This window comes from Streptomyces koelreuteriae (genome assembly GCF_018604545.1).
In the GTDB taxonomy this organism is placed as follows: Bacteria; Actinomycetota; Actinomycetes; order Streptomycetales; family Streptomycetaceae; genus Streptomyces; species Streptomyces koelreuteriae.
This window is the reverse complement of sequence record NZ_CP075896.1, coordinates 8569601-8593403: the sequence shown is the minus strand read 5'-3', so window position 1 is coordinate 8593403 and position 23803 is coordinate 8569601. Positions and strand designations below refer to the sequence as shown.

Below are 23803 nucleotides of genomic sequence, written 5' to 3'. Positions count from 1 at the left end.
CTCGCTGCAGCGGCGCCCGGTGGCGACGATGGTCTCCCAGATGTCCCGCAGGCCCCGGTCGTTGAGGTCGAGTTCCTACCTCAGCCACTTAAGGTACCGAAGGGCGGCCATGCTCATCCCGGCCGCAGGACCGCCGGGTTCCTCCAGGTCGGCTACCTGCCGCCGCAGGGCCGGTGTGTCCGCCCCAGGGCGGAACCGGTCTCGGATGGTCTCGTCGGCGCTTTCGCTGGAGGGCTTGCTGATCAGATGCCGAAGAGCGGCATGGGGTCGCCTGCCCTGAACGCGGCACAGCGGGTGCAGGTGCGGCTTTCGGCAGGTGGCTTCCTTCACGTTGCGCCGGCACTCGGCGCAGTGCGGCGCCCGCCACGGGTACGGCACCGCGTCCACGGCCGCCTGGGCCGCCGCCCGGGCCTCAGCGAGCGCGTGTGGGTCGTCCTGGTCATCCAGGAGGCGCAGCGCACGGTGCAGAGCCTCGCGGGCCTTCATGGGGTCGGGTGCGCGGCGGGCCACTGGGGGCACGTGAACTCCAGGGGCGCGGCGGGGAGTCGAGCCGATGACGCCCAGGTGACCCACGTGGCGGTTTCGGCGTCTCCCAGCAGCACCTGGGCCTGCTCGGTCGGTGTCTCCCCGCACGCCGTGGACGGCAGCCGTGGGTGGCCTTGGGCGCGGGAACGCAAGGGCGTTAGGGGCCCTATGAGGTGATGGCGCAGGGCTGGGGTGGCCCACCTGTTCGTAGCACGCAGTCTCCTCGTCGTGCTGCTCCAGGGCGGTGGTCCGGCCACGCTGTGGCCAGGCTGATCACGAAGGTGATCAGCCGGAGGTACGGACGTGTGCCATGGCGGACTCCCCGAGTGTCTCGCCGGTGCCGTCGTTCGGCGCCTTGTATCCAGCGTCACGGCCCGCCCAGGATGCTGAACGGATCTCGCCGTACAAATTCATCAGCTTCCATCACCATCCACTTACGTCTTCTGCGCGATGCCGGTGACCTGCACTTCCTGGCACTCTCTGACACCCGGCCGTCCGGCCGGACCAACGGGTGGCGGCCGAGACGAGGGGGCGGACATGGACAGTGCGCGGGAGGAACTGACCCAGGCACTGCAGGACTTGCACACCAAGGCCGGCAGGCCCAGCTTGCGGACCGTCTCCGAAGCCGCGGCAGCACGAAACGAGGAGTTCCCCGAGACGGTCAGCCACGACACAGTCGGCCAGATGCTGCGCGGCACCGGCGCTGTGCCGCGCTGGAAGGAGCTGGAGCACGTGGTCGTCGTCCTGTCCGACATGGCCTCGGCCGTGCCCGGTTCCCACACCAGCGCGGACTGCGGCACCGTCGTCAGCAGGTTCCTCTTCCTGTGGGAGGCCGCCGACGACAGCTGCTTTCAGAAGAACGCGGACACCGGCGCTCCGGCCGTCATCCCGGAGATGGCCCTGTACGTCGTGCAATCCATCGAGAACCTCTCCGGCGACCAGGACGAGCACGTCCGCGCCATGCGCTATCTCGCCGATATAGGCAATACCCACCACCTCGAAGGCAGGGGCAGGCCCCGACTGTGGGTGGACTGGCTCGCCGCCTTACGCGCCGCCGGCCGCCACGGCACCGCAGACCGCCTGCGCGACACCGCGCTCATGCAACAGGAATTCCGCCTTGTGCACGAACAGCCCCTGGAAGAAGCCGGGCTCACCGAGGACGCCGAACGCGCAGCCGTCTTCTGCACCCTGGACTCCATGTCCACCAATGTGCTGCCGCTCGCCCGGATGGCAGCTCCGGAAGCCATCGCCGTCTGGGGTCTGCAGCGCAGGGGCAACGGCACGCTCTACCCCTGGTCTGACCAGACCTGGGAACGCGGAGGCCCTCGGGACGAACTCCTGACGCAATTCGTCCGCCAGCGTCCCCTGGAAGACGTCACCGACCTCGCATGCGCCATGGATCTGCACGGCATCGAGGTCCACTTCCTCTTGGAGAAGGTGCCCCTGTGGGACCTCGCGACACTCGCCATCGACGCCACACTCCGCGGCGCCACCACCGTGTGCGAGCCCGTACAGCGTCGCCTGTCCGACCTGCTCCGGCGACACTGATCCTGCCTGCCGGGTGGTGGGACGAGGTCCCGCCCAGCCGCAGGTGAGACCAGAACCCGAGCACTCCGCGACCAGATGGCTGTTACTCACTTTCGGGTGACGGCCCGATCCCTTGCGGGGTGGCGCAGCGTGGCAGAGAGATGCCTGACCCCAACGCCCGCACGGCCTGCCCCTCTGTCAGTGCGTCAACATTGCGCAAGGATGATTTAGATGGATGTCGCATCCGAGAGTTACGGAAAATCTGACGACTGGTAACAGGGTCATGTTTTTCCCTCGTCTTCTCCATGGCGTTGACAGGGTGTGCGGGCGGCCAGTCGGCCGTCACCGACACACGGCATCCGACTGCCCGGGCAGCCCGCATGGGGCTCCTCGGGGATGGTGTCCGGACCATAAGGGGAGCTCTTGTCCGCTTCCGGTTTCAGTCACCGCTCGTCGTCTCGCCGCCGTCACCCTCACCGCCGGCGCTCTGGCCTCGGTGGTCACGCTGCCGGCATCCGCCGCCGACCACGCCCGCCCCGAGCGGTCAAAGGCGGAGATCTCCGACATCCAGTACGACTCGCCCGGCCGGGATGCCCGTTCCATCCGCTGTCCGAACCGCGAGTGGGTGGCACGAACACCGGCCGCCGCACCGCCAGCCTCGAGGGCCGGCCCCTGAAAGGGACGAGGACGGCCGCGGCTACACCTTCGACCGCTACCGCCTCGGGCCGTGCCACGGTCCGCATCCACACCGGCCACGGCCGCGACACCGGCAGTGACCTGTACCAGGACCGATGCAACTAAGTCTGGGACAACAGGTCCCGACACCGCCACCCTCCGCAACGACCGCGGACGCCCCATCGACGAGGAATCCTGGGGCAACCACCGTTGCGGCGGCCGCCACCGCCACTGACCCACCACCGCGGGCGTGAACTGAACCGCCCCAGCCACACCCCGACAGGACACACGCACCCGGCCAAGGGGCAATCGAAGGGACAAACGGCTCCATGGGAAAGAAAAAGGCCCGTCCGCACGGCAACGGCCACACGGCGACGCCAGGCCGGAGAGGGTCCAGCCGGTCCAAGCGCGCGTCCGGCAAGCTCGTGCGCATGTACCGCCGCTACCACGCGTGGCGCGCCCCGTTCCCGCTGTGGGCGAGGAGCGTGTGCGACATCCTGTTCTGGGCCGTCATCGCCGCCGCGGCGTACGTGGCAATCGGCAGCCTGTGCGGAGCAATCCTCATCGCGGCTCCCCTTCTCGGGCTCCTCGGACTCGCCTCGAGCAAGGAACACGACGACGGCATCGACTGGAACGACCACCGAATGGGAGGCCAGCCCAAAGACCCCGGACCCAAGATCTGAACCGTGGCTGACCGCGCGGAGCGGCGGTTCCCAACCCCCGCAACCGCCACCCGTACCCGCCATATGACCTTTCGACCGTGACGGGAAGGACTGACATCATGCCGCGAAGCCAGAAGCGCAACATGAAAAACAGAGCCGACGGCGAGAAAGACGAAGGGTGCTGCGCGGGGACGCTCGACACGCTGGCCCACCCGTGCTGCTGCGGCGGCTTGTCGCAGGCGGCCATGCTGCTCGCCGTTCTCCGCCCTTCGCTCACGGCCGCCGGCCACGGCGCTGACCCCGCCGCGCCCCCTCCGGGCGGGCGGCTGTCCGGTGCGATGTACCGGGCCGTACGCCACTACCGCCTCACGGTCAGCCCGACCCGGCCGGCCTGCTGCCCCTACACCCCGACCTGCTCCACTTACGCGGTACGGGCACTCCACCGCTACGGCGCGCTGCGCGGCGGCCGGCTGATCCTGGCGCGTCTGCTGCGCTGCCGGCCCGGTGCCGCCCGCCGCCGGGGCTTTCGCGACCCGGTGCCGCCGGGGCCGCAGCGGACTGCGCGCAGCCGCCCCGGAATCTGAGGCCCGAGAGCGCAGACGTCCCCGGTGGGCGCGGAACGGCTCGGGGGCCGGCGACGTCGCGGTGGTCGGGCCGCGGCCGCGCACAACGGGGCGCCCCCCGGTCCTGCTTGGATGAACGCGTGATCGACTCTGAAGACCGTGAGCAGCAGGCGGCGGTCAGCCGCCTGCTGCTGTACTACCTCAACGGCCCCCTGGCCGAGGGCTGCCGGCTTCGCGGGGTTCTGCCCGCGCCCGGCGCCGTCCGGATTGCCGTCCATGCCGGGGACGACGAGGACGGCGTCACCCTCCTGTACGAGATCCCCCACGACACCGTTGCCCCGTACTACATCCCGGGCATCCTGCGCACGGTGCTGGCGGGCACTCAGATCTACGGGACGAGCGACATCAGCGAAGCCATGGGGATGACCGTCATCCGCCTCCACCCCGAGGAGATCACCCCCGATCCGGAAAGCGAGTACGGCCAGACCCTCACCGTCGTACGCGCCCTGTCCGGCCCCGGCGACGAGGAGAACCCCTTCCTCATTGGATTCCTGATGCGGGGCCACCACCTGCTGCGCCTGTACGTGCAGCGTCCCGGCCGCCCAGGAGTCATCGGCGTCGACGTTCGCCTCACCGACATGACCACCGCCCTGATCGCTTCCCTTCCGAGCCTCATCGAAGAAACGCAGCACCAGAAGCCCTCTCCGGACGACCCACTCTGCGACCTCCTCGTGGACCTGACCAACTGGTAGAACACCTGCCTCCCAACCCGGTCGGCGAGGCGGGCGCGGAAAGACGGCGTCCCGCCGAGGAAGAACCCCGGCGGGACGCATCAGCCACCGGCTCGTGCCAGCTGCCGCCTGCGGTGGCCGACTTCAACACAGCGCACTCGGAATCCCACCACGGAATATCCTTGCGGATTTCTGTCAGCCGGCGGCCCGAACACACCTGAGGGGCGTCGGGCTCGCCGGCCTGGACTCGGACTCGGCTGGGCAACGTGACGTCGCTGTGCGATCACTCCCCCGCTGGCGGCGCCGTGGAAGGGGCCAGGTCGCGGTGCCAGGTCGTGCGTCGGCGTGAGTGGTGCTGGTTCTATCGGCGGCAGAATGATCGGATGCAGCAGCGCGCCGGCCTCACAGTGCGGCAACCACGTGAGCGACGAGGAGGATGCCCATCACCGCCACGAACGCCGGGATCGCCAGTAGGAAGACCATGATGAGCGTGTTCAGGAGGCTGACGCCCGCCCTTGCGTCCCCGGGCCGCGCAGGGTCGTAGGTGACCTCGATCGGGTCCGTGCCACTGCCGGCTGTCTGATACGTGTGGCTCTGGCCGGTGGCTGTCGCGTACGTGTACACCCGCCGCTTGTTGGTGTAGTGCGAGAACTGGGCCACTACCGTGATGCCACGCCGTTTCAGTCGCCAGTCGTCCACGTTCGCCCGGGCCCCGGCATAGACCATGAAACACCCGGCGTACAGCGCGACCGAACCGCCGAGCAGTGCGGCCACCTGTCCCCCGCCCCCGAAGACGCCCACGGCCGCCACCAGCCCGGCATAGAACAGGGCAGCCACCGCGGTGAGTGTTCTGCGCCCCGAGGCATGCCACCCCCTGTTCCGGCCGGGCAGCAAACGCACGTCCACCAGTGACGGACCGTCCACGGGTTCGGCGTCACCGTCAGGCTCCGGCAGCAGCCGGGCGACCGTCTGCCCGAACGCGGCAGCGCCAGCCTCGGAGACCCCCTCCAGACGGTAGACCACCGGCTCGGCACCGCCCAGCAGTTCGATCTCGACAGCGCGTCCCTCCGCCCGTACCGCCGCCATCGCTTCCACCGGTATACGCAGCTCTTCGGTGGGCCTCCGCAGCACCACGACCCGGCCCTCCAGGCGGAGCGCCGTACGACGCCTTCCCCGCAGAACCAGCGCGGCAGCCGTCGTCGCCATCCCCGTAACTCCCCACCCTCGACCGGCCAGTCCCGAAGCGCGGCACATCCTAGTCGGGCTGACCGGCCGTCGACCGGAAGGCGCATGGACGCGGCCGCGGGGGCGTTCGCCATCGCTGACCCAGCGCTGCGGGTGTGAGAGGGACGCCCCACCCACGCCCCGGCAGGACATTGACCAACCTGTCGGAGGGGCCAGGCGGGTCTCGTCTGCTCGGAGCACTCTGGCCGGACGGACTGCGGGATCGGGTCTGCGGCCCGTCTCCTGCAGCAGGCTTCTCTCACTTTCGCGTGGTGGCGCAGGAACCGGTCGTGGGGTACGGCGGGAGGCGGTGGCCGGGCCGGGGGTGTCTGGTCCGTGCTTGTCAGGGACAGGGCGGTGGCGGCTTGCGCCCTCAGCCGGGCGGCGTCCACCCGCTGGTGGGGCACGGGGGGCGAGTGGTCGTTGTCGGCGGGGGGCGGCTCGGCCATATCGTGGGGCCGGGTGTTGGGGTGGTTGGGGCCATGGACGCATGTCTGATCGGCCGGTACCTCCTGGAGCGCCACTGCTGCCCCAGAGCCAGATCACTCGCCTCCCCCACCAGTGCGCGAGGTCGGCGCGTGCGCTGAGAGCGCTGGGGTGGGTTGGGCTGAGATGGCTGCTTGGGGCCTCCGGCACGGCTCCCTGCTCGTCCGTACGACGCCCCCATCCACGAAGCGGGCCAGCGAGTCTGACTTCCCGGTTCAGGAACTGCTCGCTGTCCGGTGCGTGATCGGTGACGGGCGGACCGCTGCGCTGCTTTCTGGAGCTGCGCCGACCCCCGGCGCGTAGACCGAGGCCCGCCGCTGCTCGCCGCTCCGTGCCGTCCTGCCGTCGCGCTCAGGCATGCAGGGTGGGTCGGTAGGTGAGCTCTTGGATGTGGCCGTCGAGGGTGCGGCTCTCGATCAGTTCGAGGTCGAAGTCGGCGGCTTCCCGGAAGATCGGGTCCAGCCCAGTGCGGCCGGTGATCACGGGGAAGAGCGTCACCTGGAGGCGGTCGACCAGGCCGGCGGCCATCAGGGCCCGGTTCATCGACAGGCTGCCGTGGGAGCGCAACGGCAGGTCGGACTCCTTCTTGAGGCGGGCGACGATGTCGACGGCGTCGCCGCTCATGACGTTCGCGTTCGGCCAGTCGAGGGGGGCTTTCAGCGTCGTCGACACCACCGTTGTCGGCAGGTTCCGCATACGGGTGACCCATGGGTCACGCACGTCGGAATCCTCGGTGCTCTCGGCCAGCATGCGCGCGAACGCCCGGTACGTGTGGGCTCCGAAGACCATTCGCTGTTCCTCGTCGTACAGGGCGAGGCGGCGGTCGAGGAGTTCGGGGCCCTGCTTGCCCCAGTACCCCGTCCAGTCGCCGCCGGCGGCGCCGAAGCCGTCGAGGCTGGAGAAGACGTCGAACGTGTAGGCGGCGGTCATGATTCTCTCCTCGGGTGCGGTTTGAACGCGTGGTGGAGATATAGACCTGCGACCGCGCCGAGAATCATCGCCCCCGGGCGCTTGGAGTCAGGCGGTCCGGCAGAGCGCCTCCTGGTCGGCGGGTGCTGTGGGGCGGGCCACGGTGGCGTGCACGGGGCGGGCCGCTGCCGCGAGTTGCGGGGCGGGGCGGGCGAAGACAAGGAGGCGGAGCACCGCGAAACGCGCGACACCGGCGAGGGCGCAGGCGGAGAGGTAGACGAGCTGTTCGAGTACCGCGCCGGGGGTTGCCATCCAGTGGTGCAGGACGAGCATCGCCATGCAGGTCACCGCGTATGCGGCCGCCGCTGAGCCGGCCGACTGCGCGTGTTCGTGCCATGTCGTGCGACGGCCGATGCCGAAGGTGAAGCGGGCGTGCAGTTCGGTTGCGATGAGCGTGGAGATCGCGGTGATCAGGGCGTTGGCCAGAAGCCACGGAATGAGGGAGGCGAGCGCTGCCACGGCGAAGCTGGAGGCCAGCCCTACTCCGCCGCCGCAGAGTACGAAACGGGCGAAGGCGGTTAAGACGCCGGGGGCCGATTGTGGCCGGTTCTTCCCTGCCGTCCGACCCCCTTGATCGCATGCCCCTCGACCTTCGGATCTCTCTACCCGTGCAGCCTTCCACCCATGGTTTCTCATGCATGAAACGCTACGTTGCGTTTATATTTTAGGCAACGTCTCACCTGTGCACAGCTTTCATTTATGCAGGCTAGAGCCTCAATATTGTTGCAATGACTTGATTTTAATGCAACGACGCATATGTCATTCGTTGCAATGGGATGAATGTGAACGCTCCGGTAGCACGCCAACCTCGCCGAGGCGGCCGAGGTGGCCCACAGTTGCCGCAGGGCTCGTACGGATTCGGAGTGGTTCAGGTCTTGGGAGCGGGTGTGCCGGTGTCGGTCACGCGCATGGCGACGCCTGCTCCCAGGTACAGCAGGGCTACTACCAGCAGCAGGGTCTGATAGCCCGTCATCAGGGCCAGGTATTCGAGGGCGCCTCCGGTCAGGGCGCCCAGGAGGTTGGCGCCGAAGGCGGAGGTCGGGTCCGGGGCGAGTGCTAGGCGGTCCGAGAAGATGAGGTTGGCGCAGAAGATGGGGGCGAAGGCGAGGGCGATGGCGGAGGCGAGGCGGGCGGGGAACGGCAGGGCGAGGACGGCTTGGGCCGGGACCAGCCAGGCTGCCGCGAGGGAGCCGAAGAGGAGGAGCTGCAGCAGGATCTGGTTGACGTGGCGTAGTTTGCGGCGGACTTCGACAGCCGCCAGGACCGCCAGGAGTACGCCGATGAAGACGAGGGCGTTGACCAGCCAGGTGGTGCCGAAGTAGAGCGCGAATCCGATGACGTTCTTGGTTTCGAGGAGGAGGAAGGCCGCGCCCAGGAGGAACATGTCGGTGTAGCGGATCGTCTTTTTGATGCGTACGCCGGCCAGGCGGACCGACAGGAGTGTCACCAGCAGCATGGTGCCGAGCGCGCCCAGGTAGAGGGTGGGGATGCCGCGGTGGAGGAGGTAGGGGAAGGGGTGGTCGTCGGTCGCGGCCGCCGGGACCTTGCCGCTGGGGCGCCAGGTCTGGGCGCAGGACTGGTCTGCGGGGGTCATTCCGGTCACCAGTACGGCCGCGTTGCGTTTGAACGTCGTCAGGCAGGGGGCGTGGCCGTAGACGTCGTCGAGGGTGCCGGCGAAGCGGTCGACCAGCCAGCTTTTCCGGTAGTAGTTGTACATGGCGAAGGCGCCGTCGGGGGTGAGATGGTCGCGCGCGGCCTCGAATGCCTCCCGGGTGAACAGGTAGCTCTCCAGGCGCAGATTGCTCGCGCCGGCCACCAGGGTCAGGGAGTCCGGCAGGGCCAGGACGATGAGGTCGTATTTGGTGTCCGTCCGCTCCAGGAAGGCGCGGCCGTCGTCGATGTGGACGTGCACCCTGGGGTCGTCGTAGGGCTTCGCGGGGTGCAGTTGGGCGCCGATCTGCTGCAGTCGGGGGTCGATCTCGACCGCGTCCACGTGCTCCGCTCCGTATGCCAGTGCGACCGCGACGTCGTTGCCGTTGCCGGCCCCGATGACCAGCACGCGTTTGTGGGGGTTGTGGGGCGTCTGTTCGTAGGCCTCCCGGTAGGGGGAGTTCTCGCGCATCAGCACCGGGAGGGGTGCGGTGCTCTGGTGCGGGACGCCGTTGGCGGAGATGTAGTAGGTCCGGGTCGTGGTCGGTGAGCGTTCGAGCTGGATCTTGTAGTAGGGCGACCAGGTGATGCCGGTGGTCGTCGACTCCAGGAACAGCACGGCGACCATCGCCGTCAGGGGGATGCCGTACACCAGGGTGTTGCGGCGGCCGCCGAGGATCAGCAGGGCCACGGCGGCGAGGACGCCCCAGACGACCGAGGGGGCGCGCAGCCAGGACAGTACGGCGAAGGAGATCGAGCCGGTGAGGCTGCCGAGCAGGTCGTAGCGGTAGGCGTTGAGCGAGGGGAGCTGACGGAAGAGGTCGGCGGTGATCTTGCCGATGCCGGCCATGATCGCCGCGGTCAGCAAGAAGATGACGGGCAGCGTCACCCACTCAGGCAGGCCGGTGGTCTTCACGGCCGTGAAGTAGATGACCTGGCCGCTGCTCTGACGCACCTGCACCGGAAACTCGCGGACCAGGACGACGAGGAGCACCAGCGGGACCGGTGTCCAGCGTTTGAGCCATTGTCCGCGCTCGGCCGCGATCAGGAACCCGATGCCGATACCGAGGAACGATCCCAGCAGGATGAAGTTCGAGAAGTAGCTGAGGTGGACGACGTTGGCGCCCGCCCATCTGATCAGTGCCAGCTCGACGAAGAGCATGGTGCTGCTGGCCAGCATGAGCCTCAAGCGCACCGAGCTGCCCTTTTGCCCGGTTTCGTCCAGCTTCATGCGTATGCACAGTGCCAGCTTCGGAGCGGCGAGTCGAGGTGCCTTGCCGGTGAGTGCTAGGCCGCGTCGCGAGGCGGTGTCATGGCCCAGCGGATGCCCGCGGTCACGGCCGTGCCGAGCGGGCGGATGCAGGGGCCTTCGGCGGCGGGGAGGCGGGGCAGCCGTAGTTCGTGCGAGGCCCAGAGGGGCAGGAGGGAGACGGCGTTGGCGGCGATGACGCCGTACGGGAGGCGGGCGAGGAACGGGACGGGCGGGTTCAGCAGCAGGAAGCGGGCCGAGTCGCGTGCCTCGTCGGTGGCGCGCAGCTCGGCGCGGTAGGCGGCCAGGCGCGCGGCGAGTTCGGCGGCGTTCACCGGCGGGTCCGGGACGCCGAGCGCCCTGGCGATGCGGGCCATGTCGGCGACGTAGGCGTCTCGTCCCTCGTCGTCGAGCGGGTGCGCCCCGTAGCGCTGGTGGGCGCGCAGGAAGCTGTCGACCTCGGCGATGTGCACCCAGCACAGCAGGTGCGGGTCGGCGGCGGAGTAGGGCCGGCCGTCGGTGGTCGTGCCGCGCACCGTGTCGTGGACGGCTCGTACGCGGTCGCAGGCTTCCTGGGCGCTGCGGGCGGTTCCGTAGGTGGTGACGGCCAGAAAGGTGCTGGTCCGCTGCAGCCGTCCCCAGGGGTCCCCGCGGAAGCCCGAGTGCCCGGCCACGGCGGCCATGGCCAGGGGATGGAGCGACTGGAGCAGCAGGGCCGACAGACCGCCGATGAACATCGAGGCGTCCCCGTGCACCCTCCTGACGGGGCGCTCGGGGCCGAACCAGCGGGGGCCGGGTGTGCCGTGGATGCGGGCGCGGTTGTCCGGGCCCTCGGGGCCCGCCACGCGGGAGAAGATCTCCCTGCCGAGCCGGTCACGCAGCGAGAGCCCGCCTTCCGGGAGGAGTCTCCTGGGCATCGCGTCCTCCTGACCAGGGCGACGGACGGATCGGTTCCCCTATGACTTCTTCTGCCCCGGTTCCCCTTTCGGAGGCCTCTCGCGGGCGCGGCAGCCGGGTGCGGTGGGTGACCGGCTCTACTAGCCTGGACACTGCTCGACGAACGTTCTGCACGGAACCTGTGCGTCCACCGCCGGCGGTCGGACGACCTAGGTGGGCGGATCATGAGGACACGGCCCGGGGGCGGGAGCGGACGACTGGGGCTGACGAGCACCTCGGTCCTGGCGAGCGGCTTCCTGGCGGTGCTGATCGGTGTCGCGTTCGCCGTCCTGCTGCAGGTCATCGGTGACGCTCGCGGTTTCACGGCCGACGCGCGGGCCTCTCGCGAGGCCATCACCGACGCCAGCGTCCTGGAACAGCATCTGATCGACCTGGAGACCGGGCAGCGAGGCTTCGTCATCACCCGGGACGAGGCCTTCCTTCAACCCTGGCAAGCGGCGCGGGAGTCCTATCCGGCCGAGGCCAGGCGGTTCCTCGCGTCGGCGACCTCGCCGGAGCAGCGCCGTCTCGCGGGACAGATCAACAGGGACATCGGCTCCTTCATCACGGACTACTCGGTGCCGCTGGTCGAGGCGGTCCGGCGGGACGACCCCTCGGCCTCGAGTCCGGCGGAGACGGCTGAGGGAAAGCGGCGGGTGGACGCGCTGCGGGCCTCGTTCACCACGTACATCACCGATGAGCGGGCCAAGCTCCAGGATCGTCAGGACGCCACGGACTCCAGCGCCCAGCGTGCGGTGGTCGTGGCGTGCGCCGGGCTCGCCGGACTGACCGGGCTGATCGTCACGCTCACCGTGTTCCAGCACCGGGCCATCGTGCGTCCGCTGCGGCGCGCGGCAGCGGCGGCCGGGCGGCTGGCGAAGGGCGACCTGGAGGTACGGGTGCCCTCCAGCAGGGTGGAGGAGGTCGCGGCGCTGGCGGCGTCCTTCAACACCATGGCGGAATCGTTGCAGGACAGCCGTGCGCGAACCGAGGAAGCGCGTGAGCGTCTGGAGTTCCTCTACAAGCGGCTGGAGCTGCTGTACGGGGCGAGTGTGTCGGTGGGCACCGGGCTGGATGTGGAGCAGACGGCGCGCGAGCTGGCTCGGGTGGCGGTTCCCGGGTTCGCCGACTTCACCACCGTCGACCTGCTGGAACCGGTCCTGCGCGGCGACGAGCCGGCCGCCGGAGCCGGCGCGCGGCTGCGCCGGGTGGCCGCGGACGGCATCCGTGACGATGCGCCCTTGGCGGGTCCGGCCGACCTGCCCGACCTGTCCTCGCCCCCGCCCGCGGCGCGGGCGCCGCTCTCCGGGCAGGCCCGGCTCGACGCGGACCTGCGGCACAGCACCGAGTGGGCGGCGGAGCAGCCGGAGGCGGCGGCGCGTGTCCTCGCGTACGGCATCCACTCCAGGATCAGGACACCGTTGCAGGCCAGAGGGGTGACTCTGGGCACGGTGGACTTCTGGCGCCAACGGCCCGATCCGTTCGGGCCGGACGATGTCGCCTTCGCCGAGGAGCTGGCCGCCAAGGCGGCGGTCGCCGTCGACAACGCGCGCCGCTTCACCCGGGAGCGGTCCACCGCGCTGGCCCTGCAGCGTCACCTGCTGCCGCAGCGGCTGCCCTACCAGACGGCCGTGGAGGTGGCCTCCCGCTATCTGCCCGCCTGGACGCGGACCGGGGTCGGCGGTGACTGGTACGACGTGATCCCGCTGTCGGGCAGCCGGGTCGCCCTGGTCGTCGGGGACGTCGTCGGACACGGCCTGCAGGCCTCCGCGGCGATGGGCCGTCTGCGCACCGCCGTGCGCACGCTGGCCGATGTCGACCTGCCGCCGGATGAGCTGCTCACCCACCTCGACGACCTCATCCTGCACCTCTGCGAAGGCGAGCCCGTGTCCGGCGGCCCCGGAGACGACGAGGGGGCGGACGGCTGGTTCTCCTCGGCGGACCTCGGCGCCACCTGCCTGTACGCGGTGTACGACCCGGTCTCGCGCCGGTGCACGCTGGCCACGGCCGGGCACCCGATGCCCGCCGTCCTGGGTCCGGACGGCACGGCGCACATCGTCTCCGGCCATGTCGGACCCCCGCTGGGGGTCGGTGGTCTCCCCTTCGAGGCCACGGATCTGGACCTGGACGCCGGGAGTGTGCTCGCGCTGTACACCGACGGCCTCGTGGAGGCGCGTCACCGGGACATCGACGTCGGGCTGGCCGAGCTGTGCCTGGCCCTGGCGCGGCCCGCGGACTCGCTCGAAGAGGCCTGTGACACCGTGATCGGCTCCCTGCTCACCGACCGTGCGGCCGACGACGTGGCCCTGCTGCTGGCCCGTACCCGCGCGCTGCCGGCCGGCCATGTCGCGACGTGGCAGATCCCGGCGGAAACGGTCCAGGTGGAGCGTGCTCGCAAGCTGGTCGTCGAGCAGCTCGACGCGTGGGGGCTGACGGAGGCGACGTTCGTCATCGAGCTGGTGGTGAGCGAGCTGGTCACCAACGCCATCCGGTACGGGCAACCGCCGATCCAGCTGCGGCTCATCCGCGATCACACGCTGATCTGCGAGGTGTCCGACACCAGCAGCACCGCGCCGCACCTCAGGCGTGCCCGGGCCTTCGACGAGGGCGGGCGCGGGCTGCTCCTCGTCGCCCAGCTCACCCAGGGCTGGGGCACCCGGCAGACGACCACGGGCAAGACCATCTGGTGCGAGCAGGCGCTGCCCGCGTCGTGACGGCCCCTTGGGCCGGCGGTCCGGGCGAGGGGGGCCGGTCGGGGCGCCCAACTGGTGCGTTACATTTTGCTGTTCCTTGACCGCGATCATTCACGATCTCTCACGCTACGGAGCCGCCCACCCATGAGCGACATCGTCAACGGACTTGGCAGGGCCACCGCTTACGGCGGACTGGGACTGGTTCTGCTGGTCCTCGGCATCGTCCTGGTCGACGTGCTCACGCCCGGCAAGCTCGGCCGGCAGATCTGGGAGCAGCGCAACCGCAACGCCGCGATGGTGCTCAGCTCCGCGCTGCTCGGTATCGGCGGCATCGTGTTCACGTCCATCTGGACGACCTACGAGGACTTCGGCAAGGGCCTGGTCTCGACCGCCGCGTTCGGCCTGCTGGGTCTGGTGATGATGGCCGTGGCGTTCCTGGTGGTGGACCTGATCACGCCGGGGCGCCTGGGCGCGGCGCTGGTCGAGCCGGAGCCGCACCCCGCGGTCTGGGTGACGGCGTCCTGCAACCTCGCCGTGTCGGCCATCCTGTCGGCGTCCATAGCCTGACCCGGATTTCCTGACGAGTGGTTCTGTCGGCCCCCTGCCGGACGTCGAGCGTCCGGCAGGGGGCCGACCGCTATCCGGTCGGACGGCCGGATCCGGGCCGCTCCCCCGCCGGACGCGCCAGTGTGCCGACGGCGGCCGAGAACAGCCACGGCAGGCGCTGGGCGAGGGGTACCAGCGCCGCGCGGGCCGGGGGCGGTCGCGTAGCGCCGAGGAGCGCGTGCGTCAGCCACCGGTAGCGCCGGGTGAGCCGGCGCCACTCCCGCTCGTAGGCCGTCAGGTCGCCGTCGGTGACGGCCCGGACGGCGGCGGACGCCTGCGCGAGCGCCAGGGCGATGCCCTCGCCGGTCAGCGCGTCGACGTAGCCGGAGGCGTCGCCGACGAGCAGCACTCGGCCGGCGATGCGCGTGCTCGCGGTCTGGCGGAAGGGGCCCGCGCCCCGTACCGGTCCGGCGGGGCCGGCCCCGGCCAGCCGTTCCCGCAGCTCGGGGAAGGCGGCGAGGTGGTCGTCGTAGGGGCGGCGGGTGGTGGTGAGGATCGCGACGCCCACGAGGTCGTCGGCCACCGGGGTCACGTAGGCCTCGGCTTCGCGGGACCAGTGCACCTCGACGTGGTCGCTCCAGGGGGCGAGTGTGTAGTGGCGCCGCAGCCCGTGCCGGGGACGGGTCCGGTGCGGCCGGTTGAGCCCGAGGGCGCGGCGGATCGGTGAGTGCAGGCCGTCGGCCGCCACGAGGTGGTGGGCGCGGGTGCCGTCGACCAGCACCCCGTCCCGGTCCTGCTCGACGTGGCGGGCGGTGCGCTGCTCCACGCGTACGCCCGCCGCCAGCACGGCCTCGCGCAGCAGCGCGTGCAGCGTCGTACGGCGTACTCCGCGCCCGGGGGCGGAGGTGAAGTCGGCGTCGATGCGGCGGGGGCCCGCGACGTAGCGGATTCCGCGCAGGTCGCGCCCGGGCGGGTGTACGCCCAGTGCCGCCAGGGCGGCGACGGCGCCCGGCATCAAGCCCTCGCCGCACGCCTTGTCGACGATGCCGGCGCGCTGCTCCCAGACGCGGACGTCGAGCCCCGCCCGGGCCGCGTGCAGGGCCGTGGCGAGGCCCGCGGGTCCGCCGCCGACGACGAGCAGATCCATGGGTGCCTCCTCAGGCCAGCCGTGCCAGGGCGGCGTCCTCGGCGCGGATGCGGGTGGCGAGCAGGGTGGCGTTCAGCGCGGTGAAGACGATCGCCGTGGCCCAGGCCGCGTGGACGAGGGGCAGCGCGAGCCCTTCGAGGACGACGGCGACGTAGTTCGGGTGCGGGATCCAGCGGTAGGGTCCGCCGGTCACGCGCGCGGCGCCCGGTACGACGATCACCCGGGTGTTCCACTGCCGGCCGAGGGTGGCGACGCACCACCAGCGCAGCCCCTGCGAGACCGTGACGAGGGCGAGCATGGCCCACGTCAGGACGGGGACGACGTCCGGGCGGCGGATCCACACCTCCGCGAGCGCGCCGATGAGCAGGCCCGTGTGCAGCACCACCATGAACGGGTAGTGCCCCCGGCCGGACTCCACGCCGCCGCGCGCGAGGCTCCAGGCGGCGTTGCGGCGGGAGACGGCCAGTTCGGCCACCCGCTCCAGGCCTACGGCCAGCACCAGGATCGTGAACAGGATCTCGCCGGTCACCGCCCACCGCCCGGGGCGCGCAGGAGCACGAGTTCGGAGCAGAAGCCCGGGCCCATGGCGAGCATGAGTCCGTAGGAGCCGGGCGGGGGCGGCCGGTTCGCGAGTGTGTCCGCCATGACGTGCAGCACCGAGGAGGAGGACAGATTGCCGATCCGGCGCAGCGAGTCCCAGGTCACGCTCAACGCCTCGCGCTCGACGCCGAGGGCGTCCTGCAAAGCTTCGAGGACTTTGGGGCCGCCGGGGTGCGCGACGTACCAGTCGATGTCGCCGCGGGTCAGGCCGTGATCGGCGAGGAAGCCGCGGACGTCGTCGCCGACGTACCGGCGCACCAGGTCGGGGACCGCGGAGTCGAGCACGACTCTGAAGCCGCCGGAGCCGATCTCCCAGCCCATCATGTGTTCCGAGTCGGGGTAGAGGCGGCTGCGTGAGGCGAGTACTTCGGGGGCGGCCGGGTCGTCGGACTGAGCGAGGGGGTGCTCGTGCCCGACGGCGACGACGGCAGCGGCGCCGTCCCCGAACAGGCCGCTGGCCACGAAGTTGGCGACCGAGGTGTCGTCGCGCTGCAGCGTGAGGGAGCACAGCTCGACCGACATCAGGACCGCCACCGCGTCCGGGCGGCCGCGCAGCAGGTCGTGCAGTCGGGCGATGCCGGCCGCGCCGGCGACGCAGCCGAGGCCGACGAGGGGCAGGCGCACCACGTCGGGGCGCAGGCCGATCTCCGCCGCGACGCGGGCCTCCAGGGAGGGCACGGCCAGGCCGGTCACCGTGCAGGAGACGATGAAGTCGACGTCGGCGGGTGTGAGGTCGACGCTCTTGAGCGCGTCGACGACCGCGCGGCCGCCGAGTTCGACGCCGGCCCGGATGAAGACGTCGTTCGACTGGCCGAAGTCCTCGATCCGGCCGTACTCCTCCAGCGGGAGCACGGTGTGCCGGGTCTCTACGCCCACGTTGCGGTGGAACCGTTCGACGACGCGGCGATCGACGGTGTCCCCGACCAGGGTGGTGGTGACGGACTCGGTGATCTCCTCCTGGCGGTGGCAGTGCTCGGGCAGGGCGCCGCGGACGCTGAGGACGCGCATGGTCATGCTGGCTCCAGGGATCGGGCGGTGAGGGGCGACGGGCACCCGGCTGACGCGGTCGAGCGGGGCGGCCGGGGCGCTCGCGCTGTCTGCCACGACGTCTGGCGTGCCATCAGCCGGCCGTCAGCAGCGCGACGTCGAGCAGGGCGATGGTCACCGCGGCGCGGAAGGGAGCGCGTCCGCGGGCGCACAGCGTGAGCACCGCGAGTACGGCCACCAGGGCCAGGGCCATCCAGGTCCACGCGGGAGGGGATCCCGCGGGACCGGCCACGGCGAGCACCGAGGCGGCGGTGAGCAGCACGGCGGCCAGGACGCGTGAGCGGTGTTCGCCGATCCGGTGCGGCAGGCCGCGGACACCGGTGCGTTCGTCGTCGGCGAGGTCGGGCAGCACGTTGAGCAGATGCGCTCCGACGCCGAGCGCGGCGCCGGCACCGGTCATCCACCACGGTGCCCAGCCCGGGGCCGGGCCGGCGAGGGTGACGACCGAGGGCAGCGTCCCGAAGCCGCACGCGTACGGCGCCCAGGACCACCGGGTCGCCTTGAGCCCGTGGTTGTAGGCGTGGCCCGCGCCGGTGGCGAGGACGATGTTGACCAGCGCGCTGCGCCAGCCGACGAGCGCGGACAGTACGAAGCAGGAGACCGCCGCCACGGCCAGGGCGCGTGCCACCCATCCGGCCGGGAGGGAGCCGACGGCCAGCGGCTTGTCGGCTCGGCCCACGGCGCGGTCGCGCGCGAGGTCGAGCAGGTCGTTGCCCCAGCCGATCGTGAGCTGGCCGGTGAACACCGCCGCCGTGACGGCGATGGCATGGAACGGCTGCAGGCCGCCGCGGAGCGCCAGCAGGGCCGTGATGACGGTGACCGCCAGGGCGGGCCCGCCGTGGGCGGCAGTGAGCAGCGCGAGCGTCCGGGGCGGTCTGCGGCCCGCCGGGGTCGGATCGGCCGTGTCGGTGGCGTCGGCGGTCACCGGAATCGCCGTGCCGCTTCAGGTACCTGAGGCGTCTGGCAGGTCGCCGCGTCGAATGCGTCGGGCAGCCGCCGCGCCCCCGCGCCGAGGGTGTGTGTGCCCTCGGCGCGGGGGCGGTGTCCGGCGGAGTCGGCGTGTCCGGTCGGCCCGGTGAGCACGATGCGCATGGAGCATCGGTCCCACATTGCCCGTCCGCTCACACGAAGCGGTCCGGCATCCGGTGGAATCGGCGTGCCCGGGCGCTAGGCGGCATCGTGGATGACGAGCTTGAACTCGGCGAGGGTCAGGAGGCGGGAGGCGGCGTCGTTGTGCGTGACGCGGAGCGCGACCGGGGTGCCCGGGGCGACGAAGATGCCGTGGCTCTTGACGTAGTACTGGCCTCCGGGTGTCGGGGTGCGGTGCTCGGTCGCCGTGGTGTCGTTGGGGTTGGGCGTCAGGCCCAGCGGGTCACGGACGTACTGGTCGCGCAGTTCGGTGTAGCCGCCCGAGCCACTGGCGGCTTCCCACTGGATCATCGCGTACAGATGGCCCCAGCCGGCTTTGGACGGCCAGATCAGACCGCTGCGGTCGTCCGTCGCCCAGTTGCTCACCACGTAGCCGTCCGGCTGGGTGGCCTGGTGCATCTGGAATGTGTCCGTCGGCTCCGCCGCGCCGAAGGGGAACCGCACTATCTTGTACGTGGTTCCCGGCGCGATGAGCTGAGGGGTGTCGACCTTGAGTGAGCAGACGTGAACTCCGGGCACAACGCCACCTTTCCTAGATCTGGTTGAGCACTGCCCGCCGTCGGCGGACAGCATGCCCGCGCGTGCGGCCCGCCCGGGGCCGCACGCTCTTCCTGTTGGGTCACTCCTCGTCGCGCAGTCGGGCCGCCAGCGACGCCAGCGACTCGGCCTCCTCGGTGTGGCCCAGGGCGGTCAGGCGGGAGACCGCCGCGTCGAGGCGGGTGAGGGCGGGAGCGGGGCGTTCCAGGTAGAGGCCTTCCACGGCACCCGCGAGGCGGACGCACTCGGCCCATTCCCCGGCGCGGTCGTCCTCCGGCCCCGGCTCGCCGAGCAGGGCGAGCGCCTTGTCCAGGGCGGCCAGTGCGTCCTCGTACTCGCCGGCGTAGGCGTTGACCCGTCCGTATTCGTAGGCCAGGGCGGTGTCCAGGGAGCGGCCGCCCGACTCGTACCCGGCGGTGCGGGCCTCCTCGGCGATCCGGCCCGCGTCGGTGAGCAGGGCGAGGGCGTCGGCGAGGCCGTCGGGGCCCTGCTGCTGGGCCTGGAGGCGGGCGAGTTCGCGCAGGCAGTTGCTGAGCTGCTCGTAGCGCGGGGCCCGGGCATGGGCGGCGCGTGCCTGGTCGGCGGCTTCGCGGGCCCGGCCGAACTCGCCGGACTCGCCGAGGAGTACGGCGGTCTCGGCGGCGATCATGGCGTGGCTGCCGGGGTCGTCGTCCCAGCCCGCCGACTCGGCCGCGAGGGCGACGAACTCCGCCGTGGCGGCCTTGAGGTCCTCCCCCGCGTGCAGTGCGCGGGCGCGGGTCAGGCGGAGCTGGGCGAGGAGGCGGTCGTCCAGCTCTCCGGCGGCGGACTCCGGGTCGGCGAGCAGGGAGTCGAGGAGGGCGATGCAGTCCTCGACGCGGCCCAGGTCGAGGCTGAGCTGGGCCGCGTTGCCGTAGGCGCAGAAGGCGTCCGTGCGGTTGCCGCGGCGGAGCTCCAGTTCCGCGGAGCGCGTCAGGTGCCGCAGTGCCTCCTCGGGGCGGCCCAGGTGCATGCACACCTCGGCCAGATCGCCGTGGAGGCGGGTGGTGTCGACCGTGTCGGCCGGCCAGTCGGCGGCCCGTCGCAGGCCCTCGGTCAGGTCCGCGTGCGCGGCCTGGGTGTCCTGGAGGCCGAGTTGGAGCCGGCCGCGCAGTCCGAGGGTGCGGGGCAGGTGCCAGGCGGGGCCCTGCGCCTTCAGCCGGTCGAGGAGCGCGTCGATCTCGGTGACCGCGGTGGGCAGGTCGCCGGAGATGGCGTGTGCGCTGACCCGCAGCAGCAGGGCGCCGGAGATCTGCCCGGCGAGGTCGTGCCGGGTGGCGAACGCGTGCAGCAGCTCCACCTCGGCGAAGACCGGTGCGATGTGCTCGTCGCTTCTCGAGGTCTGCAGCCGCAGGGCGAGGGCGGTGGCCCGCAGTCGCAGCAGGCGGGCCTCCAGGTACGGGGTGAGGCCGGGGGTCTCCTCGTGCAGGCGGACCATGGAGGTGTGGGCGGCGGTGAGCGCGGCGGCCTTCGCCGCCGCTCCGTCGGCGTCTTCCGCGTCCTCGGTGTTTTCCGCGGGGAGTTCGGCCGTGGCGAGCAGGGCACAGGCGCGGGCGAGCGCCGCGTGGTCCGGCGCTCCGGCGTCGTCGTACAGGGCCGCGGCCTCCTCGTGGAGGGCGGCGGCGTCGGCGAACTCGTCCTTCTCGCCCGCCAGGTTGGCCTCTTCGGCGAGCAGGTCCGCGCGCAGCCGTACGAGCGGGCCCACGGCCGGGTCTTCGGGGTGGGTGTAGTCGCGGGCAGCGACGAGCGTACGCAGTCGCGCCCAGCAGGCGTGGGCGTCCGGGTGCCCCTGCTCGTCCAACGTCCGTGCCCGGAGGATGAGTTCGGGCAGCGAGTCGGGGACGGCGGCGGCCGTGCGGGCGGTGGGCTCGGTCGCCGGGGCGGCCGGGGCGACGTCGTCGAGGCTGCGGGGGCGCAGGGTCAGTTCCAGCGACTCCAGCAGCGGGGCACGGTCGAGGCGGGCCCGGCGGCGGTCGGTGTGGGCCGTGGTTCCGTTGCGGGTGTCGAAGCGGGCGGCGAGGTCATCGGCGCGGCTCCGCACCTCGGCGCGCAGGCCGGTCACCGTCCAGGTGCGGCCCGCGTAGCCGGGGGCGGGCAGTTCGCCGTGGCCGATGAGTTCGACCCGCTGGAGGAGGACCTCCACGCCGGTGAGGAAGCCGAGCAGGTCCAGCGGCGAGTCCACCTCGTCGAACAGGCCCCGGTTCTCGGCGAGCAGTTCCAGGCCGCGTGCCTCGTTGCCGGTCAGGGCGCAGAACTCCAGGTGTCTGCCGACCTCCTGGGCCATCGAGGGGTTGCGGCGGCAGCCGCGGTAGCCCGCGAGGTGCAGTTCGCGGGCCCGGTCGGTGCGGCCGGTGCGCAGCAGGGGCAGCAGGGCGTAGGAGACGGAGCGGGCCGGTTCCTCCTGGCAGGACTCCTTCCCGGCGAGGACGGGTTCCCAGGCGCGCAGCGCCCGCTCGTCGTCGCCGGCCGTGAGGTGGTACAGGGCGCGCTCGCAGGTTTCGCAGGCCTCGCAGTCGCTGAGCGGGGTGCGGGTGCGGCTCGCCCACAGCTCGTGGGCGAGGGCGGTGTCCTCACCGACGTGGACCGCGAGCTGGTAGGCCTGTCCGTAGTAGGGCTGCAGGCCGAGCCCGGCCTTCTCGTACCGGTCGCGCATCTCCTGCTGCCACTGGCGCAGGCTGGCCAGGGGAATCTCGGGCAGTGCGCGCAGGGCGTTGGCGACCCACTTGAACCGCCAGAACAGCATGTGGCGCAGGCGTTCGTCGAAGACGTCGGGCTGCTCGTCGAACAGGGTGAGCAGCCGGGCGAAGACGACGGGGGACTTCCGGGGTTCGGAGCCGTAGGTGTACGCCTCCTGCAGTTCGAGGAGCGCGTGGACGAGGGGGACGGGCTCGGCGAACTGCTCGGCGGCGTCGACGAGTTCCTCGGCGGTGACGGTGCGGGTGCGGCCGTAGGGGCGCCGGTCGTTCTCCTGGAGCGCCTGGTAGAGCTCGTCCGTGTTCTGGGGGTGGGGTGCGGTCGGCATCGTCAGCTGTCCTTGCGGAGGGCGTGGGCGAGGAGGTCGAGGAAGGAGCGGTTGATGAGGCTCGACTCGGCGGGCCTGAGCGGGCGCCGGGACAGCATCGCGGCCTGCCCGTAGAGGGCTTCGGCGCTGGTGCGGGCCAGTTCGGGCTCGTCGATGGTGACGGCGGTGCGCACCAGCGGGTTGAGCTGGTTGAGGATCAGCTGGGCTCGCGGGGCCTCCTGGCGCAGGGCGCCGAGGATGTCGCCCCACACTCCGCCTTCCTGCTCGCGGGCGAGCTGGGAGCGGGTGCGTTCGTGCCGGGCCTCGCGGCTGTCGACGAGGAGGGCGGGGGCGGAGGCGGGCTGGAAGGTGCGCAGCGCGACATCGCAGTCGAAGACGGCGAGGGCGTCACGGGCCCGGGCGAGGTAGGCCGCGGCGGCCAGTTCCGTCTCCCGGTCTACAGGGTCGAGGTGGGCGGTGAGGGTCGCCGGGTCGAGGTCGGCTACGGCGGCCTCGGGCCTGATCTCGGGCAGTCGGTGGACCAGCTCGCGGTCGTAGGTGTAGCCGCCGTTGACGACGCCGAGCCCGGCGGCCGAGGCGATCGCGGCGACCTGACGGAACTCCTCCACGCTCGAGGTCACGAGCACCGTGCGGTGGGTGCGGGCGAACTCGTCGAGGGTGGTGTGACCGTCGGTGGTCTCGAACGGCAGCCAGGGCAGCAGCATCCGAAGGATCTCGTCGTCGTGCACGGCGAGGGACTTCACGGCCAGGTGGTGGGCCTGGAGGAAGCGGCCGAGCAGGTCCGGGTCGCTGGCGGCGGCCCGGGCGATCCAGGCGCGCAGCCGCTCGGCGAGGGCGTCGCGGACGGCGGCGAGGGTGTCGTCCTCGTACAGGGATTCGCGGGACGCGGTCGGGCGCAGGCTCTCGGCGTCGACGACGCAGCGGACGAAGAACGCCCACTCGGGCAGGATCTCCTCGGCCTGCTCGGACAGCAGCATGCCCTTGACGTGCACGCGGTGGCCGTGGCGGCGTCCGGCCGGGACCGTCTCGGGCAGCACGCAGGCGATGCCCTTCAGGCCCACGGCCGGCAGGTCGAGTTCGATGGTGTCCAGCGGGGTGAATCCGAAGACCTCTTCGCCGTACGCGGCGAGCGCGCGGGAGCGGGCTCCCGGGGTGGGGTACGTCCGCGACCAGGGCGCGGGCTCGGGGTTGACCGGCGCGCCCGGGCCGCCGGTGCCGTCGTCGAAGGTCACGGGATGGCGCAGCAGGGAGCCGAAGTGCCGGGCCAGGGAGTGCACCTGTGCCGGGCGGGTCCACTCGCCGGCGTCGGCGCGCGGTGTCAGGGTGACGGTGGTGCCGGGGCGGGAGCGGGCGGAGGCGGGCAGGGTGCGGACGGTGTAGCTGCCGTCGCCGCGGCCGCGCCATTCCACGGCGGGGGCGTCGGGGGTGCGTGCGGAGCGGCTGAGGACGTGGATCTCGTCCGCGACGAGGAAGCAGGAGAGCAGGCCGATGCCGAACTGGCCGATGAAGTCGGCGCGTTGTTCGGCGACCTGCTCGGCGCGCTTGCTGCTGCGGCCGATGGTGGCGAGGAAGGTGTGCACATCGGCCTCGGTGAGACCGACGCCGTCGTCCTCGACGCGGACGATCGAGCCGTCGGCGTACAGGCGGATGCCGAAGGCGCCGTGAGGCTCGACGGCGTGCCGTGCGGTGAGGGCGTCGACCGCGTTCTGCATGAGTTCGCGCAGGTAGACGCGGGGGCTGGAGTAGAGGTGGTGGGAGAGGAGGTCCACCAGGCCGCGGAGGTCGACCTGGAAGGTGCGGTCGGCGGCGGCGTGGTCGGCGGTGTTGTCGCGCAGGGGCATGGGTCA

At 71.5% G+C, this 23803-nt stretch carries 20 protein-coding genes and 1 pseudogene; 7 read left to right on the top strand and 14 right to left on the bottom strand.

The window, feature by feature from the left end; all coding sequences use genetic code 11:
• Positions 1-75: 75 nt before the first annotated feature.
• Positions 76-519 carry a hypothetical protein gene (locus tag KJK29_RS38620; protein ID WP_215116506.1) on the bottom strand — a complete coding sequence of 148 codons (444 nt, stop codon included), beginning with the start codon at positions 517-519 and terminating at the stop codon, positions 76-78.
• Positions 520-1062: 543 nt separating this feature from the next.
• Here KJK29_RS38620 and KJK29_RS38615 point away from each other — a divergent pair.
• From KJK29_RS38615 to KJK29_RS38600, 5 genes and pseudogenes are all read left to right on the top strand, one after another.
• Positions 1063-2073, top strand: coding sequence for a hypothetical protein (locus KJK29_RS38615; protein WP_215116507.1), 1011 nt, complete (start codon positions 1063-1065; stop codon positions 2071-2073).
• Positions 2074-2548: 475 nt separating this feature from the next.
• A pseudogene (locus KJK29_RS39115) lies at positions 2549-2962 on the top strand (lamin tail domain-containing protein).
• A 94-nt stretch (positions 2963-3056) separates the two neighbouring features.
• Positions 3057-3410 (top strand): hypothetical protein, encoded by a 354-nt coding sequence (locus KJK29_RS38610; protein ID WP_215116508.1) that lies wholly within the window; start codon positions 3057-3059, stop codon positions 3408-3410.
• 122 nt (positions 3411-3532) lie between these two features.
• Positions 3533-3973: a membrane protein insertion efficiency factor YidD gene (yidD, locus tag KJK29_RS39110; protein WP_251058059.1), complete on the top strand. Its 441-nt coding sequence runs from the start codon at positions 3533-3535 to the stop codon at positions 3971-3973.
• A gap of 119 nt (positions 3974-4092) precedes the next feature.
• On the top strand, positions 4093-4704 hold the full coding sequence (locus KJK29_RS38600) for a hypothetical protein (RefSeq protein ID WP_215116510.1): 612 nt from the start codon (positions 4093-4095) through the stop codon (positions 4702-4704).
• A gap of 381 nt (positions 4705-5085) precedes the next feature.
• Here the strand turns inward: KJK29_RS38600 and KJK29_RS38595 are convergent, their stop codons facing one another.
• From KJK29_RS38595 to KJK29_RS38575, 5 genes are all read right to left on the bottom strand, one after another.
• On the bottom strand, positions 5086-5889 hold the full coding sequence (locus KJK29_RS38595; protein WP_215124074.1) for a hypothetical protein: 804 nt from the start codon (positions 5887-5889) through the stop codon (positions 5086-5088).
• An 855-nt stretch (positions 5890-6744) separates the two neighbouring features.
• Positions 6745-7323, bottom strand: coding sequence for a dihydrofolate reductase family protein (locus tag KJK29_RS38590; protein ID WP_215124073.1), 579 nt, complete (start codon positions 7321-7323; stop codon positions 6745-6747).
• An 87-nt stretch (positions 7324-7410) separates the two neighbouring features.
• Complete coding sequence (locus KJK29_RS38585) at positions 7411-7998, bottom strand: GtrA family protein (protein WP_370869188.1); 588 nt, start codon at positions 7996-7998, stop codon at positions 7411-7413.
• 232 nt (positions 7999-8230) lie between these two features.
• Positions 8231-10192, bottom strand: a complete 1962-nt coding sequence (locus tag KJK29_RS38580) for a spermidine synthase (RefSeq protein ID WP_251058058.1) — start codon at positions 10190-10192, stop codon at positions 8231-8233.
• A gap of 107 nt (positions 10193-10299) precedes the next feature.
• Positions 10300-11178 carry an oxygenase MpaB family protein gene (locus KJK29_RS38575; RefSeq protein ID WP_215124071.1) on the bottom strand — a complete coding sequence of 293 codons (879 nt, stop codon included), beginning with the start codon at positions 11176-11178 and terminating at the stop codon, positions 10300-10302.
• Between the two features lie 204 nt (positions 11179-11382).
• On the opposite strand from KJK29_RS38575, the gene KJK29_RS38570 reads away from it, so the two are divergent.
• Both KJK29_RS38570 and KJK29_RS38565 read left to right on the top strand, forming a co-directional pair.
• On the top strand, positions 11383-13911 hold the full coding sequence (locus KJK29_RS38570; RefSeq protein WP_215124070.1) for a SpoIIE family protein phosphatase: 2529 nt from the start codon (positions 11383-11385) through the stop codon (positions 13909-13911).
• A 123-nt stretch (positions 13912-14034) separates the two neighbouring features.
• Positions 14035-14457 carry a DUF350 domain-containing protein gene (locus KJK29_RS38565; RefSeq protein ID WP_184598941.1) on the top strand — a complete coding sequence of 141 codons (423 nt, stop codon included), beginning with the start codon at positions 14035-14037 and terminating at the stop codon, positions 14455-14457.
• Between the two features lie 70 nt (positions 14458-14527).
• Here KJK29_RS38565 and KJK29_RS38560 read toward each other — a convergent pair whose 3' ends face one another.
• The 8 genes from KJK29_RS38560 to KJK29_RS38525 all read right to left on the bottom strand — a co-directional run bounded on the left by KJK29_RS38560 (position 14528) and on the right by KJK29_RS38525 (position 23797).
• Positions 14528-15583 (bottom strand): NAD(P)/FAD-dependent oxidoreductase, encoded by a 1056-nt coding sequence (locus KJK29_RS38560; RefSeq protein ID WP_215124069.1) that lies wholly within the window; start codon positions 15581-15583, stop codon positions 14528-14530.
• Positions 15584-15593: 10 nt separating this feature from the next.
• Positions 15594-16112 (bottom strand): isoprenylcysteine carboxyl methyltransferase family protein, encoded by a 519-nt coding sequence (locus tag KJK29_RS38555; protein WP_215124068.1) that lies wholly within the window; start codon positions 16110-16112, stop codon positions 15594-15596.
• Positions 16109-17197, bottom strand: a complete 1089-nt coding sequence (locus KJK29_RS38550) for a type III polyketide synthase (protein ID WP_215124067.1) — start codon at positions 17195-17197, stop codon at positions 16109-16111. Before KJK29_RS38550 ends, KJK29_RS38555 begins: the two co-directional genes overlap by 4 nt.
• A gap of 106 nt (positions 17198-17303) precedes the next feature.
• Positions 17304-18155, bottom strand: a complete 852-nt coding sequence (locus KJK29_RS38545) for a UbiA family prenyltransferase (RefSeq protein ID WP_251058057.1) — start codon at positions 18153-18155, stop codon at positions 17304-17306.
• Positions 18152-18322 (bottom strand): hypothetical protein, encoded by a 171-nt coding sequence (locus KJK29_RS38540; protein ID WP_215124066.1) that lies wholly within the window; start codon positions 18320-18322, stop codon positions 18152-18154. The genes KJK29_RS38545 and KJK29_RS38540 overlap by 4 nt, the downstream gene beginning before the upstream one ends.
• Before the next feature lie 75 nt (positions 18323-18397).
• Positions 18398-18952 carry a hypothetical protein gene (locus KJK29_RS38535; protein ID WP_215124065.1) on the bottom strand — a complete coding sequence of 185 codons (555 nt, stop codon included), beginning with the start codon at positions 18950-18952 and terminating at the stop codon, positions 18398-18400.
• Positions 18953-18998: 46 nt separating this feature from the next.
• Complete coding sequence (locus tag KJK29_RS38530; protein ID WP_215124064.1) at positions 18999-21956, bottom strand: hypothetical protein; 2958 nt, start codon at positions 21954-21956, stop codon at positions 18999-19001.
• Between the two features lie 2 nt (positions 21957-21958).
• The gene (locus tag KJK29_RS38525; RefSeq protein ID WP_215124063.1) at positions 21959-23797 is read right to left on the bottom strand and encodes an HSP90 family protein; all 1839 of its coding nucleotides are present in this window, start codon (positions 23795-23797) and stop codon (positions 21959-21961) included.
• Positions 23798-23803: the final 6 nt, after the last annotated feature.